This window comes from Salinicoccus sesuvii (assembly GCF_042648145.1).
Lineage (GTDB): Bacteria > Bacillota > Bacilli > Staphylococcales > Salinicoccaceae > Salinicoccus > Salinicoccus sesuvii.
The window spans coordinates 1-24,805 of sequence record NZ_JBHRWV010000004.1 but is presented as its reverse complement, the minus strand read 5'-3'; the positions used below and the strand labels follow the sequence as shown (position 1 = coordinate 24,805).

Below are 24,805 nucleotides of genomic sequence, written 5' to 3'. Positions count from 1 at the left end.
CCCTTCTGGGCTTCCCGTTTTTTATATGAGAAGTGCAATCATTGCCATTATGATACCGATCGCTGCCATGCGCAGTGAAAATCCTATGTTCAATTTAGTGATACTGTAGGGATTGATACCCATGCTTTGAGAAGTCATAGTAGCGTTAATCCCATAAGGTGCAGCAGCGGAAATACCCATGCCACAGACAACCATGACGATACCGATACTGAGCGCGTTGTGAGATGTGATGATGGGAGCGAGCACTTCTGCCAGTATGGCAAGCGTAGCGACTGGATGGACACCAAACATCGCCAGGCCATATATGACCAGCATGATCAGCAGAAGAATCAGGATAAGGAAGGAATCGAAATAACCAAAGACCTGCTGCATTACGCCGGGGACTGCACTGCTGTTGAATCCACCTGAGAAAACACCGAGTGAGAGGAACAGTACGGAAAAGTTCTGCATGTGGTTATTATGGTTCTTCCAAGCTTTCCACCCTGTTCTGAGGAAAATCGGGAACCGTTTCATGACAAAAGCGGCAACAAAGCTGAAAGGGATGATAATCAATGCCACTGTCATGATGAAGCCGAGTGTAGAGTAGGCATTCAACATCATCACAAGTGACAGGAAGGACAACAGCAGAATGGCCATCTTCACAATCGACCGTATCATTGCACTGTTGTCAATGTCATAAAGTGGTGCATCAATGGTCAGCCCTCTGAACTGCCGCTTTGAGATCTGTACTTCCGTCAACCCGACAATGATCGAAGCCGCAAACAGCCAGGGCAGTAATGTGAAATAAGAGATACCAGTAGAGTCCACAGTCAACCCAACGATGACTTCGAGCGGGCTCCATATGACAGCCATTGCGAACGCACGCAATGTAGATTTGATGATGAACTCATTTTTAAAAGCAACTTCGGAACGTTTGAAGAGTTCACCGAGTAGCTGCTGAATAATATAGATGGCTGAAATATTCAGGAATATACCGAAAAAATAGGTGGTGAATATGCTCCTGCCATAAATGTTTTCGACCTTATTTTGGCGATCTTGTATCATCTCGGTGATACTGTTATCGAGTCCGCCGACTTTTACGACTGTACCGATCCAAGGCAGTGTACTGAAGAAGAGTAGGAGCGGCATATTGCTCATCGTATTGCTGATGATTGCCCCCGGGCCATCGCCGGCACTTAAGCTTAGTATGATACCTGTGGAGATGAAAACAAATCCGATGATCTTAAATAGCTTGGAACTAAACAGCCAGGATAATAGAAGGACAGCGAATGCCAAGTAGCTTACAAGGGGCTCTAGAAATTCGATATTGCTAAAGAAGTAGATGAGAAAAAGGATGAAAAGCGTGGCATAGATATAGAAAAAGTTCCGCAGTATCTTTTCATTATATAAAATGTTCAATATCGAATCTCCTTTCCAACAGCTATGTAAAGAACGCTGATTTTATGATATTTATTCATTGTATTATATATAGATATGTCTGCGCAAAGCAATGTGTTGGCTTCCATAAAAAAAGACAGTGTAAACTGTCTTTTAAATATAGGAATAATCCTCAATATCAAGTATGGTCTCTTCCGCATTGAGATAGCGTGCGATTTCGCGTCCAACAAGTGGGCTTGCCGTCAATCCGGTCGCGCCCATGCCGTTGATGACAAAAACATTCTCTTCGACATGGCCGAGGAATGGTAAAAAGTCTCTAGTATAAGGCTTAAGTCCGACCATCATTTTGACGTCTTCTATTTCAGAATCCGGGAAATAACGATGGGCCAGTCCACGAAGGTATTCATAGTTTTCCTCAGAAGGCACTGCCGAGAAGCTCGCGGTCTCTTCATGGGTGGTACCGATGGCAAACTGATTCATTCCCATTTCGACGATATAGATGGGACCGAGTGCCATGACGACTGGAGTATGCGCGCGATGGTTGCTATCCGCTAGCCTGAAATGAAGTACCTCTGACCTTTGGTGTCTCACTTCCGGTGTATTCTGTTCGATTCCCCAAGCACCAGTGGCATAGATGAGTGTGCCTTTAGTACTCTGTCCACTAAAGTCTTCGTTGATCCATTGCCCCCCGTGCTTTAGAAATCCTGCTTTTAATGCTTTGAGTAAAACGGCCCCCTTCACCTGACCGCCCCCCTCCACATACACACCTGGATAAAGGTCCGTGAGCTCTGGATGCATTCGCTTCACTTCTTCTCTTGAAACTTTACGTACTTCGCCCATTTCAGGCGCATCTGCCTGTTTCGACTGGATACGTTCGAAAGCAAGGTCCTGGATATGGTCGTCTTTGACTAGACTGATGGACCCTTCTCTTCTGTATCCTGTATCAAGACCCGTCTCTGCCTGGAGCTCGGCAATGAACCCAGGATAGTATTTGGCGCTCTCTTTGACCAATCGGTACCACTTTTTGTTTCTTCTCTGGCTGATCCAAGGGCAGATAATGCCAGCAGAAGCATCGGTTGCCTGTCCTGTATCTGCTCGGTCATATACTGTGACCTTATGGCCTAACTTGGCCAGATGATAGGCGGTTGAAGCACCGGCAATGCCGCCACCCACTACTGTAAAATATGCCATGTGATTTCCTCCTGTCCGTATTCATTCGATATGCGTTTATAGGATAGTCTAACATTATTTATACAGCTTGTGTTACAGTGCTCTTAAAAGGGGGCGTATTGATGGGTGGAAAATATGTATTCAATATATTCGAGGATGAGGTGGCAATGCGGAGGCTGAATATACTGGCAAGCATCATTACCCTCCCTGCATTTTTTCTATTTTTAATGATCGATGTGCTGTCTACTCAAAATATAAATTCTGTCCTTGTCGGTATGGAACAACTTGGGATCATAGGAGCAATATTGATGATCATGGCAATTATGTTTGCGGTTATTACGGTGCACGAAGCCATACACGGCATATTCTTCAAAATATTCGCGCCAAACGGACAAGTCAAGTTTGGGTATAAGGCCGGTCTCTTCTACGCTACAGCACCAGGGAGTATATTTACGAAAAAACAGTTTTCAGTCATCATATTGATGCCTTTTGTCCTCATTACAGTAATGCTTATTGTTCTAGTATTCACTGTACCGCATGGCATCTACAAGTATCTGCTCGCACTACATACCGGAGCATGCGCTGGGGATTTTTACTTTGTCTATCTTTTATATAAGTACAGAAATATGGAATACGTCGAAGACACTGATGTTGGCATGACACTCTACGAGAAATATCCAGAGTCAAGATAGGAACGCACGTTCGTAATATGATATAATCAGGTAAATCATTTCTAACAGGTGGATGCTATGGAAAGAAGAATCATTCATATAGACATGGATGCCTTTTATGCCCAAGTGGAGCAACGTGATAACCCTGGGTACAGGGGGAAGCCAATCATTGTAGGTGGCAAATCGGAAAGTCGCGGTGTGGTCGCAACAGCGAGTTATGAGGCCAGAAAGTTTGGGGTGCACTCTGCCATGCCAACTAAGCAGGCATATAAACTGTGTCCGGATGGGGTATATGTTAGACCTAGGTTCGAGGCCTACAAGGCCGAATCGAAAAAGATAATGGATATATTTCTCAATTACACTGAAATTGTGGAGCCTCTATCACTAGATGAAGCCTATTTAGACATCACACATCTAGTATCAAGGGAACGGTCTGCACAATCGATTGCGTTGGATATACAACGAGATATATTCGATAAGACGAAACTGACATCCTCGAGTGGAATTTCTTACAATAGATACCTTGCCAAAATTGCTTCCGGAATGAACAAGCCCGCTGGGACGACTGTAATCCATTATCAGAACGTCCAGGACATCCTATTTACCTTAGACATCGGTGATTTTCCAGGTGTTGGTCGTGTGACGGAAGAGAAAATGAAGTCACTCGAGATTTATACTGGGAAAGATCTCTATGAATGGGATGAAAAAACACTTGCTCAGCACTTTGGCAAAAAGGGGTTGAGTCTCTATCAAAAGGCGCGCGGCATCGGTACTTCCGAACTCAAAGTGGAACGTATTCGCAAATCGATTGGTAAAGAAACGACTTTCAATTACGATATCAATGACGACGATGAGATACTAAAAGTTATTGAAGGGTTGAGCGCCAAGGTAGGAGAAAGGCTTGAGCTTCAACAGTTTGCTGCAAAAGTCGTCACCGTTAAGATGAAAACGACTGACTACGTGACGCACTCAAGACAAATGATGGCAAATAATCCTATATTTACAGAAGATGAAATCTATCATTATGCCTATAGTCTCTACCATGAACTCAAAGACCCCGATGTGCCAATCAGGCTCATCGGGGTCACAGTGTCACAGCTTTCAGACCGGACGTATCGCAATTTGACAATTTATGATTTCATGTAGAGTCACTATCGGTTGTGTTACCAGGTGGCAGTTTCTGTGGTTTGGATCCCGACTGATGATGTTGTACAATCATCTGATAGATGATGATGATTTCGTAGAGGATATGAATCTTGAAAGCATCTTTTTCTTCATCGAGGTCCCTGATATGGCGCCTGATGAAACGGATTGCAGAGTTGGTCATCGTAAGCGTATCGGGATCTGAATCGAGACGGCTGATGACTTCTTCTATCGCTGCCTTTTCTTGGCTACTGAATTTCATAGAGATGTTTTCAGGCAAATAGATTAGGTTGCCAAGATGCGTAAAATAGAGTTTCTTAAACTGCAGTTCTCGCTCAAGGCGGTTCATCAGTCGCATCTCTTCACGGTTCGACCGGTGATACCGATATTCGTCCTGCTGATATTTCAAGAGTTGTTCCGCGTTTGCGATGGATGACTGAACTTTTGCGTATGCTTTCTCGCTTTTTTCAGATTCGTACTTTCCGGTCATCATTTCACGGAGTCGTTCTATCAGTAACTGGTGGGTCTGCTTTGTCGTAGTCTTGGTAATTGCTTCAATTTGGCCGGCATACTTCGGTGGCAGGATTAGGAAATTAATGAGTGTACTTGTACCAAGACCGATGGTGGTGGTGGCCAGTCTAGATAAGAAATTAAAAAGATAGGCATCATGTACAGAGGGTACCATAGCGACTGCGGTGATGGCTGCGACAAGGACACCATCGTGTAGTTTCAGCCGATATGTAACGAGTATGGTCAATGTGGCTGCAAGAGAATAGGTAAAAGCATTTTCGCCAAAAATATATAGGGATGCTACCGCAATGAACGCACCAATGATTGAAGCTGGAAAACGTACATAGGCTTTCTTCAAAGAAGCATAGGCTGTGGGTTCAATTGTTACAATGGCAGTGATGACTGCAAAGATTGGAGAGAGATCAAGCGCAATGCAGATGAGGGCCGTCAGAAATGTGGACAGGCCGGTTTTTATTATTCTTGGACCAACTATTTTACGGATATCATATTTCATAGTCATGCTTCTTTCAATAATTTAATGAGTACCATCCTAGTATAGCACGAAGAGTTTGTTATAATAATTACAGTAAAAAATTTTTTAAGGTAAGTAGGGTTGAATAATGATTATTAAAACTGAAGAAGAAATGCAGCACCTTGAGGAAATAGGTCAAATATGCGGTAAGGTTCTGAAGTCACTTGTTGAAGCCACCAAAGTAGGGATGACAACTAAAGAGATCGATGAGATTGCTGGTACACTCCTTAAAGATATGGGCGCTGAAAGTGCACCGACCAGTGAATACGACTTCCCGGGATATACATGCATTAGTATTAACGAAGAAGTCGCCCATGGCATTCCTGGATCCCGGACAATCAATGAAGGTGATATCGTTAACATCGATGTGTCCGCCAAGAAGAACGGCTACTTCGCAGACACTGGCATTTCCTTTATCGCAGGAACATCTGAAGATCCAAAGAAGCAAAAAGTGATCGACGTCTGCGAGATGGCTTTTGAAGCAGCGCTTGAGAAAATCAAACCAGGAACAAAAGTGAGTCAGATTGGTCGTGCGGTGCACAAGGTGGCAAGACAGAATGGTATGACTGTCATTAAAAACTTGACTGGGCACGGTGTTGGTAAAAGCCTGCATGATGCGCCAAAGCATATCATGAACCATTATGAACCGGGCAATAGCGAACTGCTGAAAGAAGGCATGGTTATCGCAGTTGAGCCGTTCGTTTCAACCAATGCCTCGTTCGTTACTGATGGTAAGGATGAATGGGCATTTGAAACGAAGGATGGCAGTTATGTTGCCCAAAAAGAACATACAATTGTTGTGACAAAAGAGGGACCGAAATTACTGACCCTGGTTGAAGACTAGAGATTGGTTTCTTAGCAAAACAGCCTCTACCCAATTTGGGTAGAGGCTGTTCTTCTATGATTCGTATCCATTGACGACAAGGTCTACCTTGCCGTTTTCAGGGTTTATAACAGTACCGTGAATTGGGACACCATCGACCATCAATGGATGGTATTTGATTTTACCGACGGTTTCAGTAATGCTCTCCTCAACACTATCAAACCCTTTGAGCCAGTCCTTGACATTAATACCAGAATGCTCAAGTGTGTCGAATGTTTCTTGCTTGATACCGCGCGCCATCATGTTATCCATCATCGGTTCCGGTTTTAGTGCGCCGAAACCGCAGTCATGGTGACCCATGACCATTACTTCGTCTGCGCCAAGCATATATACAGCAACTAGAATGCTCCTCATTGTGCTCCCGTATGGGTGAGAGATGACAGCGCCTGCATTCTGTATATGCTTGATATCTCCATTTTTAAGGCCGAGTGCCTTAGTGGATAGTTCTGTTAGTCTCGTATCCATACAGGAGATGAGCACCAATTTCTTATCCGGTGACTTCGTAGTTACATACTGTTCGTAATCCTTGTTTTCAACAAATTGCTCGTTATAATCCAGTAGATCATGCAGTAGACTCATTAGTTGTTCTTTCCTCTCCTTCTTTTTCCATCGCACGCTTGTGCATTATTGCATTGATTTGGGCTCCAAGTATAATGATAATCCCGGTGATATACAACCATAATATCAGAATTATGACTCCGGCGATACTGCCATAAGTTGCATTGTAGTTACTGAAGTTGGCAGTGTAGAAACTAAAGCCCCATGAAGCAAGCAGAAAAGCGATCGTAGTGAACAGTGCCCCAGGAATAACTGCCTTGATCTGCAGTTTGATATTCGGTGCTGTCGTATAGATGACGAGGAACACGATGAATACAAGCAGTACAGGCAGCAGGCTTCTCACAAGATTCCAGACGAATTGGAACTGCTCGTCCAAGCCAATCGCCCCAAACATAAGGTTTCCTAGTTGCTCACCAAAAACGATAAGTACAAACGTCAAAAGCACAGAAAGTGCAAGTATGACCGTAAATACGATAGAGAGTAGTTTCGCAACTACAAAATTGCGGTTATCCTCAACATCATAAGCAACATTAAATGCATTCATGAGCGCTGTCATACCATTGGATGCAGACCACAATGTGGCAATCAGACCTATTGAGAGCAGGCCACCACTAGATCCGCCCATGACATCTTGGATTATGCCCTCAAGCATGCCAGAAATCTGGGACGGGGCATAGTCTTGAATAAATTGTGTAATCGTCTGCTGGTCAATCTGGAATAATGGAACCAATGTCAGCAGGAATATTAGCAGCGGGAATATAGCAAGTAGGAAGTAATACGCAAGTTGTGCTGCCATGCCTGAAGTATTGTCCTTACCAAATTGGAACATTAGCCTTTGGAAAAAATTAGAGTTTTCTTTGTGTTTAGCTGGCTTGTTGATTTTGGAAACATAGAGTGTTTCATTCGGTTTCTTTGAAGTTTTCGATTTGAACTTGACGTCCTCAACAAAAGTTTCTCCATTATCGCCCTGAGAGTTATTGGCTTTTACTTCTTTGCCTTCTTGTTTTGCTTGGTTGAGATAGTCGGAATTTGTCGGTTTATCTGCCATAATAGATCTCCTTTCTATAAAAGAAAGAGCCAACTGATGTCAGCCCTTTCCTTTGGAATTAATTCAACTGCTTCTGTTCGCGCTTTTTCATGAATGTATCTTTCGCATCTTTGATGGATTCTTCCAGTTCAGGGTTGTTCTGTCTAATTTCCTGAATCGTATCTTTCCAGAACATTACTTCGTCTCTCAATGACTGTATCTTGGAAGATTCACCGGCGTCGGAAGCCAATTTGTCCTTCGCTTCATTCGGGTTCTGCGCGTAGTATTTGAGGTCTTTAGTGCTGTTTAGTACAGTGTTTCTCGTATTTCTGTCTATCAGGCTGAGTGCTGCGCCAATGGCAGCACCAATGAGGACAGCTGGCAACAATTTGCTTTTCATGTGAATTCTCCTTTGTATGTGTATGATAGTTGCTTATATCCATTTTATACGAAGAGTAAACTTTATTCACTGATTAATATTGAATATAAATTTTAATCTCATATATAATTTGGTAGTATTAAAATGACAGTAAGTCAGGATGGAGGAATGGGTATGCAGAAATCGGAGATGCTTAAAGAGCTCGAAGAAGCCTTGAATGTAGTCAATAAAGGGGTGTTCAATCCCGAGGATTTCGATGATGACAACACCGAAGAAATCAGGGAAATCCACAAAATGGTGACTTCAAGAAGAGAGGTGACTGCGATTGAGCAGTCAGCAATCATCGAAGAACTATCAAAACTGAGGAAATAAAGGAGAATATAAAATGGCGCAACTTGAAACAAAGCTCGAAAGATATGCAGATTTGCTCGTTGATATTGGACTAAATGTTCAAAAGGACGGCCGTGTTTTCATCAGAGGTGCGAGTGATGCCTTGCCATTGATGAGAAAAGTTACAGAAAAGGCATACAAAAAAGGGGCAAAGGAAGTCAAAGTTGCCATATCGGATGATGCATTATCGAAACTGCATGCTGATCATCAGTCCAAAGAGGAAGTCAGCACCATCCACCAGTGGACGATTGATGAAAGAATGTTCTATTCTGATGAGAAGGCTGGATTCCTGAGCATCACATCTTCTTCGCCTGAACTGATGAAGGGGGTAGATCCGGAGAAGCTCCAGGCAATGCAAGTTGCCTCAGGTAAAGCATTCAAGGATTTCTCAAACCGTATCCAGTCGGACTACCATAGCTGGTGTGTCGCAGGCTATCCATCAGTGGAGTGGGCACGGCTTGTTTACCCGGATCTTGACGATGAAGCGGCTGTTGACGCGCTCATGGATCTTATTCTTTACACTGTGCGTGCCGATCAGGATAATCCTGTTGAAGCATGGGAGCAGCATGACGCAACGCTTCACGAGAAAGTCGACTATCTTAACGCGAAGAAATATAAATCACTTAGATATGCTGCACCGGGAACAGACTTGGTTATTGGACTGCCGAAAGGACATCTTTGGGCTGGTGCGTCCAGTCTAAACGAGGACGGGCAGAAATTCATGGCAAACATGCCGACAGAGGAAGTATTCAGTGTGCCCGAGAAGACACGGGTCGACGGCTATGTATCCAATACATTGCCACTCAGCTATGGCGGTAACCTGATCGATGATTTCAAATTGACATTCGAAGCCGGCAAAGTTGTAGATTTTGAAGCCGGGCAAGGATACGATGTACTGAAGAATCTGCTTGATACGGACGAAGGTGCAAGGTATCTAGGAGAAGTCGCACTTGTGCCAGATGATTCACCAATTTCAAATAAGGGTAAACTCTTCTATAATACTCTATTTGATGAAAATGCATCTTGTCATATTGCACTTGGTAGTGCCTACTCGTTTTGCCTTGAAAACGGGAAGAATATGTCAAGAGCGGAACTTGAGAAAGCCGGCCTCAACGATTCCATCACCCATGTGGACTTCATGATCGGTTCTGCTGAACTGGATATATACGGCATAACTGATGATGGAACGGAAGAAAAAGTGTTCGAAAAAGGGAATTGGGCTTTCTGATTTATATAGTACAAATCGGGCCTTTATGGTAAAATGAAGTCAATAGGATAAGTTTCAGAAGGAGGATTTCAATGAGTTATCTAGTGATGCTGCTCATAACATTGGCATTTCTATTCGTCATATTCACCTTTGCCTTCGTTCTTCACCACTTCCTGTCAAGATCACTCCCAGGCAAGGATGCCCTTGTGATTGATACACCGGAAGAGGCGCTCGAACGCAAGTTGTAGCAAATTTCAATAGAAATGGTCAAGAAGGGATTAATCATATCCCTTCTTTTTTAGTATTTTTAATATACTGTTATAATAATGTTTGGAATGGGGGAGATACGATGCAAAAAAGGATGTCCGAATCCTATACTGTGAAAACGTCTAATGTAATGCCTCCGGATACCAATAGTCACCATACGCTCTATGGCGGTAGACTGATGGAATATATAGATGATGTTGCTTCTATAGCAGCGCGCCGGCACTCCCGCGCGAAGGTAGTGACAGCTTCGATTGATTCAGTGGACTTTCTCGAACCGATCAATCTTGGTGATGTCGTTATCCTCGAATCTATGGTGACTCATACCGGCAATTCATCCATGGAGATCTTGGTTAAAATATCGAAGGAGACGCTCGATAACGACTGCGAACGTAAATTGGCAGCTTTCAGCTTCCTGACTTTTGTGGCACTGGATGATGATTATAAACCGTTACAGGTGCCGACGCTTATTGCGGACAACGAACGGTTAAAATGGCTAGGTGAAACTGGTAAAGAGCGTTCAGAACATCGTCGTCATAGAAGAGAACGCTCCAAAGCCCTGCGGGAATTTTTCGCAACGGATCTGCTCGATTAGGAGGGGTGAGATGCAGATAAAGAGAGTTGTACTCGATAAAAACAGCATGTATGAGATACATATGGATGATGGGACATCATTTAAAGCTCATGAAGAATCTGTCGTAAAGTACCGGTTGATTTCCGACAGGGTACTTGAACCGGAAGAATACCAGCAGATCATCCGCGCTATTCAGTACGATCAAGCTTATGTCAAAGCGCTCGGTTATATCAGTTTCAAGCTGCGGAGTGAGCAGGAGATGCGCGACTATATGGCAGAAGACTATCATCCTGAAATGATCGACCAGACTGTGACTAGACTGAAAGAGGAAGGCTATATCAATGACGGACACTATGCCAAAGCATTAAGGAATACGATGCTGCTGACGACCGATAAGGGGCCTTTTGCACTGCAGCGTGAATTAAAGAAGCACCGAATCGACGAAAACATCGTAAAGAAGAATGTGGATGTATTTAGTGCAGAAGTCGATGCCGAGCGAATGAATAAGCTTAAGGACAAGCAACTGAAACGGCATAAAGGGGCATACAGACAGTTCCGGATGAAACTGACCGAAAAGTTGCACCAAAGGGGATATGGCAAGGAGCATATTGAATTGATCGATTTCGATGATGACTTTGACGAATCGAGTCATTTCGATCGCGATTTCGAAAAATACTACAATAAATACAAAAGAAAAGAAACAAGCTTTGCCCTGAAACAGAAGCTGACACAGGCATTGATGAGAAAAGGGTATAGTTACGACTTAATTCAGGAAAAGTTAGGCGGTATGGATGATGAGACCTTTGAATACCATGACGAGACGTGAACTTGAAGCATACATCGGTGAGAAGCGGGAAGGGATGAGAAAAGCTGAAATGATGGGCGTCGAAAACGAATATAGAGTACTTGAAAGACAGGTGCTCATCGCGGAAAGCTATTTCGTCGACCTTTCCCTGATAGAACCGGGAAAGATTTATAAGATAATCAGCAATGAAGACCACTATTTCAAGGTCGAATATATAAAGGGAATCTTTGCCTGGGGATTTTTTGTCGGTGGAGAAGAGAAAGAGACAGGTATTCCTGTAAGTATGCTGCAGCTCACTAAGAGAGGATGATTATATGCAAAACATCATTCTACTCAGAGCGCTGAACCTAACTTACGCCAAGGAACCGAAAAAACTCGGCGATCGTATGCTTGGACGTGAAGAAGGGCTACTTTTGAAGGATGTGTCCTTCCATCTTTATAAAGGGGAAGTACTCGGCATTCTATCAGATTACAAGACTTTACACTTTTTGAAGGAAATCGTGATTGGCAGTTTGGATACGAAAGCGGGAAAGGTGAAGACGGAAAGTCCGGTACTGAGCCTTGATGTACTGGATCATGTTCATCACCCTCATGCACTTGGTATGTTCGTTTCGGAGATACTCGATGAGTATATGAAAACTGAAGATGTGGCAAAAGCTGTAGAGCAATTACAACAACAATCACTTTTCAACACATACTGGGCAACACCAGTTAAGGATCTGACAAGGCGCGATCTTACGCTGATACTGCTTGAGCTCTCGAAGTACACGGATGCTGACATCATTATCTATTGCAACATGTACCGTCATCTGGCTAAAGAAGATGCAGCGACTTTCAAAGCGACGATTAACGAGCAGGAAAGAAGAGAGCGCGGAGTACTGCTGCTTGAGAGCAGTATCGAACCGATTGAAACACTTGCCAACTACTTCCTCTGGCTGAGCTATGGTCAGACACGCTACGATGGCAGTGTTAAACAAGGTGTCGCTGAGTATGCATCCTATATGAAACAGAAAAGCCAGATTAAGAATGTCGATGAAGAAGAAACATTTGATTTGGAATGGAAGAGTAATGTAAACGAGTACGGCAGATATGCGCATGGCTTGAAGCGGTTGAGTAGAAACCAGGCGAGCCCCATTGACCAGCTCAACATTAGAAAAATCATTATTTCTCTTCTGGTTCTCTTTACAATGCTGATGGCGAGTGTCGCCATTTTTATGGATGTTTCATTCACAGGGGTGCCGAGCACCGCACAGAACCAGACTGTATCCACTTCAGAGGAAGAGTCAGCTAACCGGATTGCTTACGGTATTAGTACTGAGGAGAGCGCTGATATAGGGGGAGAAATCTACCCTTACATGTCCCTGGTTCGTGTTAGTGATAGGGGGGAGACAAGTTATACAGTCTTAGAGAACGGTGAAACGACAGAAGTGGATGCAGATTCATTCATCTACTTCAATCCGGCAAGCCTCTATCCAGAAGCAACGCTCGAGGATCTGCTGCCTTATACAGATGAAGTTTTCGAGAACAACTATCTTTACTATTCCAGGTTCATCAATAGGGACAGCAGTGAAGTATTGGGTGAATTGGACCTGTCCGCTTCCAGTGACAAGCATGCAGCGCTTTCTGGTATACCGATTACTTACCATTTCATGGATGACATCATATTCTCGATGTCTTTCCCAGCCAAAAACCCTGAGGACATCTACCAAGCATTTGGGGTCTCGACAGAAGATGTCATATTCAGATTGCCGAGCGGATATATGATCCTCGATGCTTCAAATCAGACATGGCTGTATATCAACCGCTAGGAGAGCTATTATGAATTATAAATTGAAATATCTGTTCCGCCACTTCTTCAAACAAACAGGCTATTTTTCGAGACATAATCTGACTCCATTGCTGATCTACACAATTGGACTTATATTCCTGGTGCTCTCAATGTCTACAATGGAAGAGTCGGGAGTCATTGGATACCTCTATACATTGACAGGGGTGATGGCAACAGTGTGGCTGTTCAGCATGGTGGTACTAAATCGTAATTCAACATTCTACAAAGATTCGGTACTTAAGGTGAACTATATCCCGCTCTACGTGAGGATATTGCCGACAACGATTTTCCAGACATTCATCTTCCTAGTGTTCACTGTATTGTACAGCGCCTTTACTACTTTGATCGTACAAGATTGGCTGATTAATATATTTATACTACTGTACTACGTACTGCTGGGTGTTGTTTTAATCATCCCGTTTACACTGCTGTATCTATCAGTGGAAGTAAGGAGGATTCACACAGTCAACACTCTTGTATTTGTTGTACTGGTAATCACTGTACCGATTATATATCTGCCTGAAAATATCGAACCTTGGCTGCAGAACCTGCTGAGTTTGAATCCATTCTACTACGTTATCAATGGCCTGCAGTCGAATGCAGTGCATATAGGATGGAACATCAATCGGCTGCCATACGATATTCTTTTCTTTTCTCAAGTCATACTGCTGTATCTTTGGATGTTCGAATACTACAGCAAGATCAAATTTACTTTATACCGGTATTTAAAAAAGCGACCAGGTGAATGACCCGGTCGCTTTATTCGTTATATCAGCTCGCAAGCAGCTTCTGCTGGAGTTTACTTTCCGTAAAAACCCAGCCCGTATAGCTGTGGAGTACTTCACTGCTCTGTTTATCAAGGTGCATGATACACACAAACGGGTAATGGCCGTCTCTAAGGTATCTAAGATCGATATACCTGATTTCGACCGTGTCCTCGGAAACATCTGTCACTTCGTAACGATAAATGGAAGAAAAGAACGTGAATGCTTTGAAATTTGCATCCTTACGTATGCTTTCAAAACGTTCTGTTTCAATTGGTTGACTTTTATTGAAGCGGTCGTAGAATATAATATTTCCACGGAAACTGCGTCCGACGTAATAGGCATTCCCGGTCACTACGACGATACGCCATTCAAAGTATCGGATGGTAGGCATGACGAATACCTGATCTAAATCTTCATCAGGCAACTGCTTTACCACTCTTTTTACAAGCGAGCGCTGCATCGCATAGCGTAGTATATAGTATATTAAAAGTATCACATAAAGACCGAGGAACAACATAACAGGCGCACCTGTGAAATACCATAGAATGAAGTATAGTGCATGCAGCACCAGAATAGGAACATCTATTGTGTTGATGATGCCGATTTGTATCCATTTATGCCGAATGGGCCGTAGTGCCTGGGTCCCGTAGGAATTGAAAATGTCTACGAATACGTGCATAAAGACTGCAAATTGTATCCACAGATACATATTCAGTGCGGGCAAATCAAACATCAGTACACTGAGTACTGTAAGCAAAACCGGCCAGATGAAAAAGGTAAATGGCAAGGAATGGGTAATTCCACGATGGTGAGTAATATATATAGCATTGTTTTTAAGTTTCAATATGGTATCAACATCCGGTACGAGAGAAGCACCGACGACAGTCGTGATGAATCCCACGGAGACCGGGTCTATGGATGGGTCGATGGCAGCCAGGCCAACGATTGTACCGCCCATCATTGTATGTGTTAGAGTGTCCATGTTCATTCTCCCCATTCAATTAACATAATTAACAGAGAAAGGTGTCAACCATGCTGAAAATTTCAGAGTTTAATCATAACCTGTTGGGCTGGTACCAGTCCAACAAAAGAGCGTTGCCTTGGCGCGAAACAAAGGACCCTTACCGTATATGGTTGAGCGAGGTCATGCTGCAACAGACTCAGGTCGTTACTGTTATACCCTATTATGAGAAATTCATAACTCGCTATCCAGATATCGACAGTCTTGCAGATGCAGACGAAGAAGCACTACTCAAGGACTGGGAAGGGCTCGGCTACTACAACCGTATCCGCAATTTCCAAGCTGCTGTAAGAGAAGTGAAGGAAAAATACGGCTCAGTGGTGCCGGATCAACCAGAAACATTCTTTAAACTTAAGGGAGTCGGGCCTTATATCGGTGGTGCCGTGCAGAGTATCGCCTTCAACCATCTGCTGGCTGCGGTGGATGGCAATGTACTTCGTGTTATATCCAGACTGGATTCAGATAGCAGAGATATGACTAAGGCGTCCGTCCAAAAGGACATCAAGCATCGGATAGAGGAAATCATCCCGCTTGAAGCGGGCGATTTCAACCAGGCACTGATGGAACTCGGCGCAACCATCTGTACACCACGTGCACCAAAGTGCATCATGTGTCCTGTGCAGGAGAACTGCGAGGCCTATAAAGAGAATATCGTGACAGAACTGCCTATAAAGAAAAAAGCGAAACGTAAGAATGAATTGTATTACAACGTATATTTCATATTGAATGACCAGAATGAAATACTTCTAAAGAAACAAGAAGGCTCACTGCTCCAGGGTATGTACGAATTACCAAAGTACGATGTAGATACCTCAATTGAGTCCGTGGGGGAGGAGCTAGGGGTTGATATCGAGGTGTCAGGAGAGCACATCGGCAGTAGCAAGCATGTCTTCACCCACCAAGTATGGTACATGGAAGGCTATGTGCTTCATACGAGGAGCCGACATCGTGATTTTATAAAACTTAACGAAGTTCAGAAGCTGCCGATGAGCAGAGCTATGCAGAAGCTGTACAGCCTGTTCCAAGCTGAAAACGCATGAATGTGAATGTCCATCCTGCTGTGCTATAATATAGTAGTATTATTTTAAAGGTGGTGTGGAATATGGGTCTGGAATCCATACCGAAAGAGGGTAGCAAGGTCAAGATACAGAGCTATAAACATGATGGCAACATTCACCGCGTGTGGTCTGAAACTACGATTTTAAAAGGCACGGATCATGTCGTGATCGGAGGTAACAACCGAACACTTGTCACTGAGAGTGATGGGCGCACGTGGGTGACCCGGGAGCCGGCAATCGTCTATTTCCACGTCGAACACTGGTTCAATGTCATCTGTATGTTCAGGGAAGACGGCGTATACTACTACTGCAATCTGTCCTCTCCATTCATCTACGACGAAGAAGCGTTGAAATATATCGACTACGACCTCGATATTAAAGTGTATCCAGATGGAAAATATCATCTCCTTGATGAAGATGAGTATCGGTTACACAAGAGTCGCATGAAATATCCGGAGGATATCGACAAGATACTCAAACACAACGTCGATGTGCTCCAGCAGTGGATTGAAAGGAAAAAAGGACCCTTCGCGCCGGATTTCATCAAAGTATGGCAGGAACGTTTCAATAATGATTTCAAATCATATTAAAGATCAATCAACTCTCCAGTTGATTGTTTTTTATGTTAGTAAAGGAAGTATTTCTAGTGATAAGACGCTATTTGCAATTTGTTAAACCATATAAGTGGCTGATTGCTCTGACAATTGTCATCGGCGTACTGAAGTTCGGGATTCCGCTTCTTCTTCCGTTGCTGATCAAATATACAATTGATAGTATCATCATGCCGGAAGGTCTGACTACTGAAGACAGAGTGAATATGCTGATTCAAGTACTATTGCTTTTCTCCTTCATCTTTGTCGTCATCAGACCGCCAGTAGAATATTTCAGACAATACCTTGCCCAGTGGACAAGTAACAAAATCCTCTATGATATACGTAAAAAGTTGTACAACCATCTACAGATGCTGAGTGCCAAGTTTTATTCTAACAACAAAGTGGGGGAAGTAATCTCACGAGTCATCAATGATGTTGAACAGACAAAGGACTTCATCATGACCGGTCTAATGAATGTTTGGTTGGATTTAGTGACCATACTGATTGCACTGGCTATCATGTTCTTCTTGAATGGTGAGCTGACACTCGTTTCGATTATTATATTCCCGCTCTACATGTTTGGTGTATGGTTCTTCTTCGGCAGATTAAGAAAACTTACAAGAAGAAGGTCACAGGCGCTCGCGGAGGTGCAAGGGTTTCTGCATGAACGCATACAGGGCATTAATGTCATCAAGAGCTTTGCGGTAGAGAAGAATGAGTCCGATCGTTTCAATAACAAAAATGGGAACTTCTTGAATAAGGCGACGGATCATGCGAAATGGACGGCGAAAAGTTTTGCAGTCGTCAACACTATCACCGATATCGGTCCATTGCTCGTCGTCGGTTATGGTGCGTACCAGGTCATCCAAGGCAATCTTACAGTCGGTACCCTTGCGGCATTCATCGCCTATCTAGACCGACTATATGGACCGCTCCGCAGGCTAGTTTCATCATCTACGACTCTGACTCAAAGTATTGCTTCAATGGACAGGGTATTCCAATTGTTCGATGAAAAGTACGACGTAAAGGATCGAGCGGGGGCCCGCAAGCTCGAACGCACCGATGGTAATATCGAGTTCCAGGATGTCGGATTCGGCTACAACGGAGAAGATGCTGATACATTGAAGCATATCAACTTCAATGTTCAAAGTGGCGAAACAGTAGCATTCGTCGGAATGAGCGGTGGCGGCAAGTCGACACTCGTGACACTGATTCCACGATTTTATGATGTAACATCGGGGAAAGTAAAGCTTGATGGTACAGACATCAGAGACTATACGATCGAATCTCTGAGGAATCAGGTTGGAATCGTCATGCAAGATAATGTTCTGTTTTCCGACAGCATCAAAGAGAATATCCTTCTTGCACGTCCGGACGCCACTGAGGAAGAGATGCTTGAAGCTGCCAAAAGAGCGAATGCACACGACTTCATCATGGACCTGCCTGACGGTTATGAAACAGAAGTGGGCGAACGCGGTGTCAAACTCTCCGGTGGGCAGAAACAACGGATCGCCATTGCTAGAGTGTTCCTAAAAAACCCACCAATCCTTATTCTTGATGAGGCAACCAGCGCATTGGACTTGGAAAGTGAAAGTATTATCCAGGAAACGCTCCTTGAACTCTCTCAGAACAGAACCACTATTGTTGTGGCCCACAGATTGTCAACCATCACTCATGCAGACCGTATCTTTGTAATGGTCAATGGTCAGATTAAAGAGTCGGGTCCGCACGCTGAACTTATGAACAAACAAGGAGACTACTACAATCTCTACAGTATCCAGAATCTATAGGTAAAGGATGTCGCTATGGAAACACTAGATATTAACTCTCTGGCTGACGATACGCTAGAATCAGCACGTGGTCTGCTCGGTCTTGAACTGGTGACGTGCATCGATGGTATAGTGACAAGTGGATTTATTACAGAAGTCGAAGCCTACCTTGGTATAGATGACCGGGCGGCCCATACGTTTGGTGGTAAAAGGAACAAGAAGAATGAAATGATGTTCAACGACTATGGTCACATTTATGTCTACACGATGCATGGTCATCATTGCATGAATATACTGACGCGCGAAAAAGAGCATCCTGAAGGAATACTCATCAGGGGAATCGAACCGCATATCGGCAAGGATATCATGATAGAAAGGCGTGGCCGGGAAACGGGTCTTACTGACGGTCCTGGTAAACTTACCAAATCAATAGGGATACGCCGTGAATTGCATAACGGTATGGAATTGAACAATGGTATCCTCACGATTCGGGCCGGTCGTACCCCTGCGGAAATTGAAGCTACACCGAGGATCGGTATAGACAATAAGAAAGAAGCAGTGGCTTATCCATACCGTTTCATCGTCAAAGGTAATCCAAATGTCAGCAAGTTTAAAGGCAGACCAGCAGAGAATAATGGATGGCAATAAAAACAGGCGCAGGGTCGTATCCCTGCGCCTGTTTTCTGTTTATATATCGAGTGTTTCATCTTGTATATTGATTTTATTCTTATCTGCATGGAACCGGAAGAAGCTTGTCGTCAATCGATCCAGTCGGTCCAGCGAGTTTGAATATTCATGTATCGAAGAGATGACTTCAAGTATATTTTCATACTGGATCTTCTCTTCTTGTGTCTGCGACTGTTGGTAGAGTTTGACGAAATCATCCATCATGGAATGTTCGAACTGTATATTGCTGTCGTATATTCCCCATGGTGTTTCAGGGCGGATCTTCTCTGTAATTTTCATGAAGATTTGTTCATGGTATACCATCAGCTGATCCATCTCGTAACGAATTCGGTACTTAAAGTCCTCATCTAGATGATTATAATCATTTTCGTATCGGTTCAGTTTTCTGAGCAGTTCAAACGTTCGTCTTGTAGATGCAATCAAGTGTCTAAACAGGATTTTACGACGGGCATCAGCAAAGCTGGTTCGTTTGAAATAATTCTTTTCTTCGCGATACCACAGATACATGGTTTCAAGCGTAACGACTCGCGTCCGCAATGATTCGATATCTTTTTTGACAACCTGGTATTCACTAACTGCATTCAGTTCAAGGCGGATCCATTTAAAAATGTCACTCGTTATGTTGAAACAGTTGTGATACATTTTCGTTTCATATTTTGGTGGGATAAAGAGAAGATTTACGACAAGCGACGACAGTACACCGATCATGACAAGTGAGAATCGTATGCCTGCTGCTTCAAGGAAGTCTGTTGTAGTAGAACTTTCTATTACAGTAGGTGCATCCATTATGGCAATCATTGTTACGACGGCCAGAGTGGAAACGCTCTGTAGATTAAAGAATAACAGAACCGCGAGTACAAGTATGACAGTCAGGCCAATGACGATCATGTTATGTCCGAACAGCAACACCATAACAATTGCCGCAATTGCACCGAGCGTATTGCCTTGAAACTGGTTCCACGTATTCATAACCGAGCGGTGGACGTTTGGCTGCAAGGCAAATACTGCAGCAATTGCCGCAATAAGTGAAGGACCGAGTCCAAGTAACTCTGTAATGAACAGTGTGAGGACAACGGTAACACCTGTTTTAAAAACTCTAGCACCAAAGCGCATGATTCCCTCTCCTATAGATCATTTTTGAAAACTTCTTCAACAATGGCAAGTGTTTCCTTGATATCGTCCTCAGTATGTTCTGTTGTCAGGAACCAAGCCTCGTATTTTGAAGGCGCGATATTGATTCCTCTTTTGATTAACCCATTGAAAAATCTTGAGAACATTTCGCCGTCACTTGCTTCGGCCATGGTGTAGTTGGACACAGTTTCATCAGTGAAATAGATAGTCAAAGCACCAACCAGGCGGTTGATTGTCGCCCTGACTTCATATTTTTGTATTAGTTCCAGTAATCCATCTTCAAGCATTTTGCCGAGGTGATCTAGATTTTCATATACCCCCGGCTTACCGAGTACTTCCATGCACGCTAGTCCAGCAGCCATGCTGAGTGGGTTCCCTGCCATGGTTCCTGCTTGGTAAGCGGGACCAAGTGGTGCTACGCTTTCCATAATATCTTTTCTGCCACCGTAAGCTCCGATTGGTGTACCACCGCCAATGATTTTTCCGAGGGCTGTAAGATCCGGCTCGATATTGAGTAATTTTTGAGCTGCTCCATATGTGAAGCGGAAAGCGGTAATCACCTCGTCATAGATGACGAGTGAGCCATTTTCATGGGCAACCGCGTTTATTTCCTCGAGGAATCCATCCATCGGTTCAACGATGCCAAAGTTTCCGACAATCGGTTCGACGAGTACAGCAGCAATTTCATCTCCAAAATGGGCCATTGCCGTCCTAAAGTCTTCTAGGTTGTTGAAAGGGACCGTGACGACATCTTCTGCCACGCCTTTAGGCACACCGGCTGAATCGGGGGTACCGAGTTGTGAGGGGCCGCTCCCTGCTGCTACAAGGACAAGATCCGAGTGCCCATGATAGCATCCTTCAAATTTGATAATCTTATTTCTTGATGTGTAGGCTCTTGCAACTCTGATTGTTGTCATTACCGCTTCGGTTCCGGAATTGACGAATCTGATCCGTTCAAGTGAAGGGATAGCCGCCTGCATCTTTTGACCAAACTCGATCTCAAGCTCTGTTGGCGTGCCGTATAGTATGCCTTTGCTACTTTGTTCTGTAATGGCTTCATGAATTCGCGGGTGCGCATGGCCTGTGATGATGGGACCGTAGGCGGCCAGATAATCGATGTAGCGGTTGCCATCAACATCGTAGAAGTAGGCACCTTCACCTCTGTCCATCACAATGGGTGCACCGTTGCCTACTGCTTTGTAGGACCTAGAGGGCGAGTTAACACCTCCGAGTATTACATCCTCCGCCTGTTTTTGGAGTGCTTCCGATTTTTTGTGAACGTACATATTTTTCATCCTTTGATCTGTATTTTACACAATGTGTATTCTACCACATTCCAAGTCTTTAATTAAGAAGATACTTCTGTTGAGGACAGGGCAGAACTTGGGTATCATCAATACATGAAGATATATTCAGGGAGGTAGACAAATGAAGAAGTTTCCGGAATTTGAACTTGAAAATCAGAATGGGGAAAGGGTAGGCAATAAGGACCTAGAAGGTGTCACGGTCATCTATTTTTATCCGAAGGACAACACCCCAGGATGCACTACACAAGCATGTGATTTGCGCGACAATCTAGATTTTCTGAATGCAGTCGATGTCAAAGTGTATGGTGTAAGCGGAGATACAAAGAAGAAGCATCAAAATTTCATAGAAAAGCATAATTTGAATTTCGATCTGCTTGTTGATGAGGAATTCAAGCTATCCGAGGCACTAGGTGTATATAGGATGAAAAAATCTTTTGGCAAAGAGTCCAAAGGCATCGTCAGAACGACTTTCGTTGTTGACGAAAACAGCAACATTCTTAAAAGATGGGATAACGTCAAAGCAAAGTCACATATTGATGAACTCAAAAACTATTTGAAAGAGGAAGTCTAGATGAAGCGTATATTATCCACCGTCAACTTGAGATCCCATATGATAGAAGAGATGCATCAAAAACACCCGGAGTTAGAGTATCAGTTTAAAAAGAGTTCAGAGGTGACTGATGATGATCGGGAATGGAGTGAGATCTTCATCACGTATGGCGGTAACGTAACTAAAAAAGACGTTGAGGCTTTTAGAAATTTGAAATGGATAATGGTCATGAGTGCGGGGCTGGATGACTTACCGCTTGCAGATCTTACCCATGTTCATATTACAAACGCAAAAGGTATCCATAAAATACAGATGGCAGAATACACTGTAGGACTTTTGCTATCATACTATAAAAACTTCAACCAGCTGAGAATAGATCAGAATGAAGCGTATTGGCGTAAGAATGCGAAGACAGAAGAAATGCACGGAAAGTCCGTTCATCTGCTCGGTACAGGAAGTATCGGTTCGCATCTTGCAGAAGTGATGCGCATATTCGGAACAGAGGTGGTCGGCTACAATACGACTGGACACAAAGTCGAAGGTTTCGACCGGACATATGCAATCGGTGAGCTCAAACAGCATATCAGTGATGCAGACATTGTCATAAACATTTTGCCAAGTACAGCAGAGACAAGAGGGATGCTTGAAGTAGATATATTTGAAGAAATGAAGAAAAGCGCCGTATTCGTCAATATTGGACGTGGGGATATCATGAATGATGAAACAATTTCTAAAGTGCTCGAAAAAAGTCTGATCCGTCATATGATTCTTGACGTATTCAATCAGGAGCCGCTCCCTGCTGATCATGTGTTCTATACTTACGACAACCTTACTATCACACCCCATGCATCTTCCAAAACTGAAGGCTATTTAGAGCGCGGGTTTGATATTTTTGCATACAACCTGCAACACATTGAGGATTTCCAATCTATGAAGAATATTATTGATAACGACAGAGGGTATTGAATAAAGTGATTTGACAATCAATTTCAGTACAAAGTACAATAAGTATATTACAGTAGTCAGTTAGAGAAGGAAGGTATCAATATGAAAATGATGGATGCCAATGACCAGTTCACTGAGTCGATCAATGCACTGAAGGAAACGGGTGTGCGTATTACACCGCAGAGGAAAGCAGTGCTCATGTATATGATAGAAACAGAGGAACATCCGACTGCTGATGATATATTCAGAGCGCTTTCGAGTGAATATCCAAATATGAGTGTAGCGACTATATACAACAACCTGAAGCTTTTTAAAGAGACGGGGCTCGTCAAGGAGCTTACGTACGGGGACGCTTCAAGCCGATTTGATTTCATTACTGACACGCACTATCATATCATCTGCAGTAAATGTGGTAAGATGACGGACTTCCATTATCCTGGACTTGAGGAAGTGGAACAGCTTGCGGGTTCTGTTACAGCGTACGATGTGAGCCACCATAGACTGGAAATCTATGGTGTATGCCCTGAGTGTAGAGGCTAGATCAATCTTCATCCAAAGAAAAATGAGCAGGGGACCTCGGTCCCTGCTCATTTTTCTTTTTTCGTATTTAGTTCTTCAATTGCTTTTTCTCTGCGATGATCGACATTGTAGTCGAGAGAAAAATCTTCGCCTTCAAGTTCCTTGTCAATTGTTAAGGGTTCCTTGCAGTGCTGGCAGAAGTCGACGTGTCCAAGTATCTTGGTATGTCTTTCGCAGTTTGGACACTGGACGGTAATTGCACGAGTACTAATCATACCAACCCAAAAATAGATGACAAAGCTCAATATGATGGGAAGCATTCCTATAAGAAGGAATATGCTGAACACAATAGGGTATTCTCTGAAGAACACGCCAAGATACATGGTGCCCATTCCTATAAATATCATTGCCAGCGCATAACCACGGATGCGCAGGATCTTGTTTCCTGGTTTTTTCATAAAGCTATTCACCTCTGAAATTCATTATATACAAGTTGAACCATTTATGATAATCTAATATTTAGCATTTAGTGAACAACGTGTGAAAACGAAAGACGAACAAAGAAGTTAAAAAAAGTTTTTCAAAAGCGTTGACATTGAATGAATCGCTTGGTATGATATAAAAGTCGTCAAAACAGGGACGACAACAAGCGGAAATGAAATTACCGAAAATTTTATTTCAAAAAATTATTTGAAAGTGTAAAATTAACGCTTGAATAATTTCAACCGCTGATGTAACATAGTAAGAGTGTTTCAACCAGAACATTGAAAACTGAATGACAATATGTCAACGTTTAATTCCGATAAACGAATGGGTANGTTTGATCCTGGCTCAGGATGAACGCTGGCGGCGTGCCTAATACATGCAAGTCGAACGCGCGAATCAGGAGCTTGCTCCTGGTTGGCGAGTGGCGGACGGGTGAGTAACACGTAGGCAACCTGCCCATCAGACTGGGATAACCACGGGAAACCGTGACTAATACCGGATAATCCTTTTCCACATAGGTGGATAAGTTGAAAGGCGGCCTTTGGCTGTCACTGATGGATGGGCCTGCGGCGCATTAGCTAGTTGGTGGGGTAAGGGCCTACCAAGGCGACGATGCGTAGCCGACCTGAGAGGGTGATCGGCCACACTGGGACT

General features: G+C 43.5%; 28 protein-coding genes and 1 rRNA gene. 19 read left to right on the top strand and 10 right to left on the bottom strand.

Translation table 11 applies throughout. The features are described 5' to 3' along the window. Positions 1 to 21: 21 nt before the first annotated feature. Positions 22 to 1,398, bottom strand: coding sequence for a hypothetical protein (locus ACFOJ8_RS04590; protein WP_380652836.1), 1,377 nt, complete (start codon positions 1,396 to 1,398; stop codon positions 22 to 24). A gap of 132 nt (positions 1,399 to 1,530) precedes the next feature. Continuing rightward, positions 1,531 to 2,568: an NAD(P)/FAD-dependent oxidoreductase gene (locus tag ACFOJ8_RS04585; RefSeq protein ID WP_380652839.1), complete on the bottom strand. Its 1,038-nt coding sequence runs from the start codon at positions 2,566 to 2,568 to the stop codon at positions 1,531 to 1,533. Positions 2,569 to 2,669: 101 nt separating this feature from the next. Here ACFOJ8_RS04585 and ACFOJ8_RS04580 point away from each other — a divergent pair, with 101 nt between their 5' ends. Then, positions 2,670 to 3,239 carry a DUF3267 domain-containing protein gene (locus tag ACFOJ8_RS04580; RefSeq protein ID WP_380652841.1) on the top strand — a complete coding sequence of 190 codons (570 nt, stop codon included), beginning with the start codon at positions 2,670 to 2,672 and terminating at the stop codon, positions 3,237 to 3,239. A 57-nt stretch (positions 3,240 to 3,296) separates the two neighbouring features. Beyond that, entirely contained in the window at positions 3,297 to 4,364 is a 1,068-nt protein-coding gene (gene dinB, locus ACFOJ8_RS04575) for a DNA polymerase IV (protein ID WP_380652843.1), read from the top strand. Here the strand turns inward: dinB and ACFOJ8_RS04570 are convergent. Beyond that, positions 4,357 to 5,385 carry an FUSC family protein gene (locus ACFOJ8_RS04570; RefSeq protein ID WP_380659885.1) on the bottom strand — a complete coding sequence of 343 codons (1,029 nt, stop codon included), beginning with the start codon at positions 5,383 to 5,385 and terminating at the stop codon, positions 4,357 to 4,359. The two genes, dinB and ACFOJ8_RS04570, sit on opposite strands and share 8 nt — an antisense overlap. A 106-nt stretch (positions 5,386 to 5,491) precedes the next feature. On the opposite strand from ACFOJ8_RS04570, the gene map reads away from it, so the two are divergent. Beyond that, positions 5,492 to 6,247, top strand: coding sequence for a type I methionyl aminopeptidase (gene map / locus ACFOJ8_RS04565; protein ID WP_380652848.1), 756 nt, complete (start codon positions 5,492 to 5,494; stop codon positions 6,245 to 6,247). A gap of 54 nt (positions 6,248 to 6,301) precedes the next feature. On the opposite strand, the gene ACFOJ8_RS04560 is transcribed toward map, so the two are convergent. The 3 genes from ACFOJ8_RS04560 to ACFOJ8_RS04550 are packed head-to-tail and all read right to left on the bottom strand — an operon-like array spanning position 6,302 to position 8,271. Next, positions 6,302 to 6,865: a beta-class carbonic anhydrase gene (locus tag ACFOJ8_RS04560; RefSeq protein WP_380652851.1), complete on the bottom strand. Its 564-nt coding sequence runs from the start codon at positions 6,863 to 6,865 to the stop codon at positions 6,302 to 6,304. After that, entirely contained in the window at positions 6,849 to 7,892 is a 1,044-nt protein-coding gene (locus tag ACFOJ8_RS04555; RefSeq protein ID WP_380652853.1) for a YihY/virulence factor BrkB family protein, read from the bottom strand. The genes ACFOJ8_RS04560 and ACFOJ8_RS04555 overlap by 17 nt, the downstream gene beginning before the upstream one ends. Positions 7,893 to 7,950: 58 nt before the next feature. Then, entirely contained in the window at positions 7,951 to 8,271 is a 321-nt protein-coding gene (locus tag ACFOJ8_RS04550; protein ID WP_380652856.1) for a YtxH domain-containing protein, read from the bottom strand. Positions 8,272 to 8,424: 153 nt separating this feature from the next. Here ACFOJ8_RS04550 and ACFOJ8_RS04545 point away from each other — a divergent pair, with 153 nt between their 5' ends. The 8 genes from ACFOJ8_RS04545 (at position 8,425) to ACFOJ8_RS04510 (ending at position 14,067) form a co-directional block, all read left to right on the top strand. Further along, positions 8,425 to 8,622: a DUF1128 family protein gene (locus ACFOJ8_RS04545; protein WP_380652858.1), complete on the top strand. Its 198-nt coding sequence runs from the start codon at positions 8,425 to 8,427 to the stop codon at positions 8,620 to 8,622. A 13-nt stretch (positions 8,623 to 8,635) separates the two neighbouring features. Further along, on the top strand, positions 8,636 to 9,868 hold the full coding sequence (locus ACFOJ8_RS04540) for an aminopeptidase (protein WP_380652860.1): 1,233 nt from the start codon (positions 8,636 to 8,638) through the stop codon (positions 9,866 to 9,868). A gap of 71 nt (positions 9,869 to 9,939) precedes the next feature. Next, on the top strand, positions 9,940 to 10,095 hold the full coding sequence (locus ACFOJ8_RS04535; protein WP_380652863.1) for a hypothetical protein: 156 nt from the start codon (positions 9,940 to 9,942) through the stop codon (positions 10,093 to 10,095). Between the two features lie 101 nt (positions 10,096 to 10,196). Beyond that, the gene (locus ACFOJ8_RS04530) at positions 10,197 to 10,706 is read left to right on the top strand and encodes an acyl-CoA thioesterase (RefSeq protein ID WP_380652866.1); all 510 of its coding nucleotides are present in this window, start codon (positions 10,197 to 10,199) and stop codon (positions 10,704 to 10,706) included. A gap of 10 nt (positions 10,707 to 10,716) precedes the next feature. Then, on the top strand, positions 10,717 to 11,511 hold the full coding sequence (locus tag ACFOJ8_RS04525) for a hypothetical protein (RefSeq protein WP_380652868.1): 795 nt from the start codon (positions 10,717 to 10,719) through the stop codon (positions 11,509 to 11,511). Further along, positions 11,480 to 11,800 carry a YfhH family protein gene (locus tag ACFOJ8_RS04520; protein WP_380652871.1) on the top strand — a complete coding sequence of 107 codons (321 nt, stop codon included), beginning with the start codon at positions 11,480 to 11,482 and terminating at the stop codon, positions 11,798 to 11,800. Before ACFOJ8_RS04525 ends, ACFOJ8_RS04520 begins: the two co-directional genes overlap by 32 nt. A gap of 4 nt (positions 11,801 to 11,804) precedes the next feature. Then, positions 11,805 to 13,298, top strand: a complete 1,494-nt coding sequence (locus ACFOJ8_RS04515) for a hypothetical protein (RefSeq protein ID WP_380652874.1) — start codon at positions 11,805 to 11,807, stop codon at positions 13,296 to 13,298. A gap of 10 nt (positions 13,299 to 13,308) precedes the next feature. Next, positions 13,309 to 14,067: an ABC transporter permease gene (locus tag ACFOJ8_RS04510; protein WP_380652877.1), complete on the top strand. Its 759-nt coding sequence runs from the start codon at positions 13,309 to 13,311 to the stop codon at positions 14,065 to 14,067. 22 nt (positions 14,068 to 14,089) lie between these two features. On the opposite strand, the gene ACFOJ8_RS04505 is transcribed toward ACFOJ8_RS04510, so the two are convergent. Then, positions 14,090 to 15,067, bottom strand: coding sequence for a metal-dependent hydrolase (locus ACFOJ8_RS04505; protein ID WP_380652879.1), 978 nt, complete (start codon positions 15,065 to 15,067; stop codon positions 14,090 to 14,092). Between the two features lie 50 nt (positions 15,068 to 15,117). Here ACFOJ8_RS04505 and mutY point away from each other — a divergent pair, with 50 nt between their 5' ends. From mutY to ACFOJ8_RS04485, 4 genes are all read left to right on the top strand, one after another. After that, positions 15,118 to 16,146: an A/G-specific adenine glycosylase gene (gene mutY, locus ACFOJ8_RS04500; RefSeq protein ID WP_380652882.1), complete on the top strand. Its 1,029-nt coding sequence runs from the start codon at positions 15,118 to 15,120 to the stop codon at positions 16,144 to 16,146. Positions 16,147 to 16,208: 62 nt separating this feature from the next. Then, a complete protein-coding gene (ntdP, locus tag ACFOJ8_RS04495; RefSeq protein WP_380652884.1) occupies positions 16,209 to 16,754 on the top strand; it encodes a nucleoside tri-diphosphate phosphatase in 546 nt (181 codons plus the stop codon). 56 nt (positions 16,755 to 16,810) lie between these two features. Continuing rightward, complete coding sequence (locus ACFOJ8_RS04490) at positions 16,811 to 18,547, top strand: ABC transporter ATP-binding protein (protein WP_380657005.1); 1,737 nt, start codon at positions 16,811 to 16,813, stop codon at positions 18,545 to 18,547. 15 nt (positions 18,548 to 18,562) lie between these two features. Further along, complete coding sequence (locus ACFOJ8_RS04485; RefSeq protein ID WP_380652887.1) at positions 18,563 to 19,174, top strand: DNA-3-methyladenine glycosylase; 612 nt, start codon at positions 18,563 to 18,565, stop codon at positions 19,172 to 19,174. A gap of 39 nt (positions 19,175 to 19,213) precedes the next feature. Here the strand turns inward: ACFOJ8_RS04485 and ACFOJ8_RS04480 are convergent, their stop codons facing one another. Further along, positions 19,214 to 20,326, bottom strand: a complete 1,113-nt coding sequence (locus tag ACFOJ8_RS04480; protein ID WP_380652890.1) for an FUSC family protein — start codon at positions 20,324 to 20,326, stop codon at positions 19,214 to 19,216. 11 nt (positions 20,327 to 20,337) lie between these two features. Beyond that, positions 20,338 to 21,630, bottom strand: a complete 1,293-nt coding sequence (locus ACFOJ8_RS04475; RefSeq protein ID WP_380652893.1) for a glutamate-1-semialdehyde 2,1-aminomutase — start codon at positions 21,628 to 21,630, stop codon at positions 20,338 to 20,340. A 142-nt stretch (positions 21,631 to 21,772) separates the two neighbouring features. Between ACFOJ8_RS04475 and bcp the strand changes: the two genes are divergently transcribed. From bcp to perR, 3 genes are all read left to right on the top strand, one after another. After that, positions 21,773 to 22,222, top strand: coding sequence for a thioredoxin-dependent thiol peroxidase (gene bcp / locus ACFOJ8_RS04470; RefSeq protein WP_380652895.1), 450 nt, complete (start codon positions 21,773 to 21,775; stop codon positions 22,220 to 22,222). Then, positions 22,223 to 23,167 carry a D-2-hydroxyacid dehydrogenase gene (locus ACFOJ8_RS04465; RefSeq protein ID WP_380652897.1) on the top strand — a complete coding sequence of 315 codons (945 nt, stop codon included), beginning with the start codon at positions 22,223 to 22,225 and terminating at the stop codon, positions 23,165 to 23,167. Between the two features lie 90 nt (positions 23,168 to 23,257). After that, a complete protein-coding gene (gene perR, locus ACFOJ8_RS04460) occupies positions 23,258 to 23,686 on the top strand; it encodes a peroxide-responsive transcriptional repressor PerR (RefSeq protein ID WP_380657008.1) in 429 nt (142 codons plus the stop codon). 47 nt (positions 23,687 to 23,733) lie between these two features. Here the strand turns inward: perR and ACFOJ8_RS04455 are convergent, their stop codons facing one another. Beyond that, positions 23,734 to 24,123, bottom strand: a complete 390-nt coding sequence (locus ACFOJ8_RS04455; RefSeq protein ID WP_380652900.1) for a DUF2614 family zinc ribbon-containing protein — start codon at positions 24,121 to 24,123, stop codon at positions 23,734 to 23,736. Between the two features lie 350 nt (positions 24,124 to 24,473). Here ACFOJ8_RS04455 and ACFOJ8_RS04450 point away from each other — a divergent pair. Continuing rightward, positions 24,474 to 24,805: ribosomal RNA gene (locus ACFOJ8_RS04450) — 16S ribosomal RNA — on the top strand; the annotation flags it as partial.

What these genes read in the sequence shown, in the direction of transcription:
- ACFOJ8_RS04560 (WP_380652851.1), bottom strand. Translation starts at nt 6,865, where the DNA reads ATGAGTCTACTGCATGATCTACTGGATTATAACGAGCAATTTGTTGAA.
- ACFOJ8_RS04505 (WP_380652879.1), bottom strand. Translation starts at nt 15,067, where the DNA reads ATGGACACTCTAACACATACAATGATGGGCGGTACAATCGTTGGCCTG.
- ACFOJ8_RS04535 (WP_380652863.1), top strand. Translation starts at nt 9,940, where the DNA reads ATGAGTTATCTAGTGATGCTGCTCATAACATTGGCATTTCTATTCGTC.
- ACFOJ8_RS04475 (WP_380652893.1), bottom strand. Translation starts at nt 21,630, where the DNA reads ATGTACGTTCACAAAAAATCGGAAGCACTCCAAAAACAGGCGGAGGAT.
- ACFOJ8_RS04585 (WP_380652839.1), bottom strand. Translation starts at nt 2,568, where the DNA reads ATGGCATATTTTACAGTAGTGGGTGGCGGCATTGCCGGTGCTTCAACC.
- ACFOJ8_RS04580 (WP_380652841.1), top strand. Translation starts at nt 2,670, where the DNA reads ATGGGTGGAAAATATGTATTCAATATATTCGAGGATGAGGTGGCAATG.
- ACFOJ8_RS04525 (WP_380652868.1), top strand. Translation starts at nt 10,717, where the DNA reads ATGCAGATAAAGAGAGTTGTACTCGATAAAAACAGCATGTATGAGATA.
- dinB (WP_380652843.1), top strand. Translation starts at nt 3,297, where the DNA reads ATGGAAAGAAGAATCATTCATATAGACATGGATGCCTTTTATGCCCAA.
- bcp (WP_380652895.1), top strand. Translation starts at nt 21,773, where the DNA reads ATGAAGAAGTTTCCGGAATTTGAACTTGAAAATCAGAATGGGGAAAGG.
- ACFOJ8_RS04545 (WP_380652858.1), top strand. Translation starts at nt 8,425, where the DNA reads ATGCAGAAATCGGAGATGCTTAAAGAGCTCGAAGAAGCCTTGAATGTA.
- ACFOJ8_RS04515 (WP_380652874.1), top strand. Translation starts at nt 11,805, where the DNA reads ATGCAAAACATCATTCTACTCAGAGCGCTGAACCTAACTTACGCCAAG.
- ACFOJ8_RS04555 (WP_380652853.1), bottom strand. Translation starts at nt 7,892, where the DNA reads ATGGCAGATAAACCGACAAATTCCGACTATCTCAACCAAGCAAAACAA.
- mutY (WP_380652882.1), top strand. Translation starts at nt 15,118, where the DNA reads ATGCTGAAAATTTCAGAGTTTAATCATAACCTGTTGGGCTGGTACCAG.
- map (WP_380652848.1), top strand. Translation starts at nt 5,492, where the DNA reads ATGATTATTAAAACTGAAGAAGAAATGCAGCACCTTGAGGAAATAGGT.
- ACFOJ8_RS04540 (WP_380652860.1), top strand. Translation starts at nt 8,636, where the DNA reads ATGGCGCAACTTGAAACAAAGCTCGAAAGATATGCAGATTTGCTCGTT.
- ACFOJ8_RS04465 (WP_380652897.1), top strand. Translation starts at nt 22,223, where the DNA reads ATGAAGCGTATATTATCCACCGTCAACTTGAGATCCCATATGATAGAA.
- ACFOJ8_RS04510 (WP_380652877.1), top strand. Translation starts at nt 13,309, where the DNA reads ATGAATTATAAATTGAAATATCTGTTCCGCCACTTCTTCAAACAAACA.
- ACFOJ8_RS04570 (WP_380659885.1), bottom strand. Translation starts at nt 5,385, where the DNA reads ATGAAATATGATATCCGTAAAATAGTTGGTCCAAGAATAATAAAAACC.
- ACFOJ8_RS04550 (WP_380652856.1), bottom strand. Translation starts at nt 8,271, where the DNA reads ATGAAAAGCAAATTGTTGCCAGCTGTCCTCATTGGTGCTGCCATTGGC.
- ACFOJ8_RS04530 (WP_380652866.1), top strand. Translation starts at nt 10,197, where the DNA reads ATGCAAAAAAGGATGTCCGAATCCTATACTGTGAAAACGTCTAATGTA.
- ACFOJ8_RS04520 (WP_380652871.1), top strand. Translation starts at nt 11,480, where the DNA reads ATGAGACCTTTGAATACCATGACGAGACGTGAACTTGAAGCATACATC.
- ACFOJ8_RS04480 (WP_380652890.1), bottom strand. Translation starts at nt 20,326, where the DNA reads ATGCGCTTTGGTGCTAGAGTTTTTAAAACAGGTGTTACCGTTGTCCTC.
- ACFOJ8_RS04485 (WP_380652887.1), top strand. Translation starts at nt 18,563, where the DNA reads ATGGAAACACTAGATATTAACTCTCTGGCTGACGATACGCTAGAATCA.
- perR (WP_380657008.1), top strand. Translation starts at nt 23,258, where the DNA reads ATGGATGCCAATGACCAGTTCACTGAGTCGATCAATGCACTGAAGGAA.
- ACFOJ8_RS04455 (WP_380652900.1), bottom strand. Translation starts at nt 24,123, where the DNA reads ATGAAAAAACCAGGAAACAAGATCCTGCGCATCCGTGGTTATGCGCTG.
- ntdP (WP_380652884.1), top strand. Translation starts at nt 16,209, where the DNA reads ATGGGTCTGGAATCCATACCGAAAGAGGGTAGCAAGGTCAAGATACAG.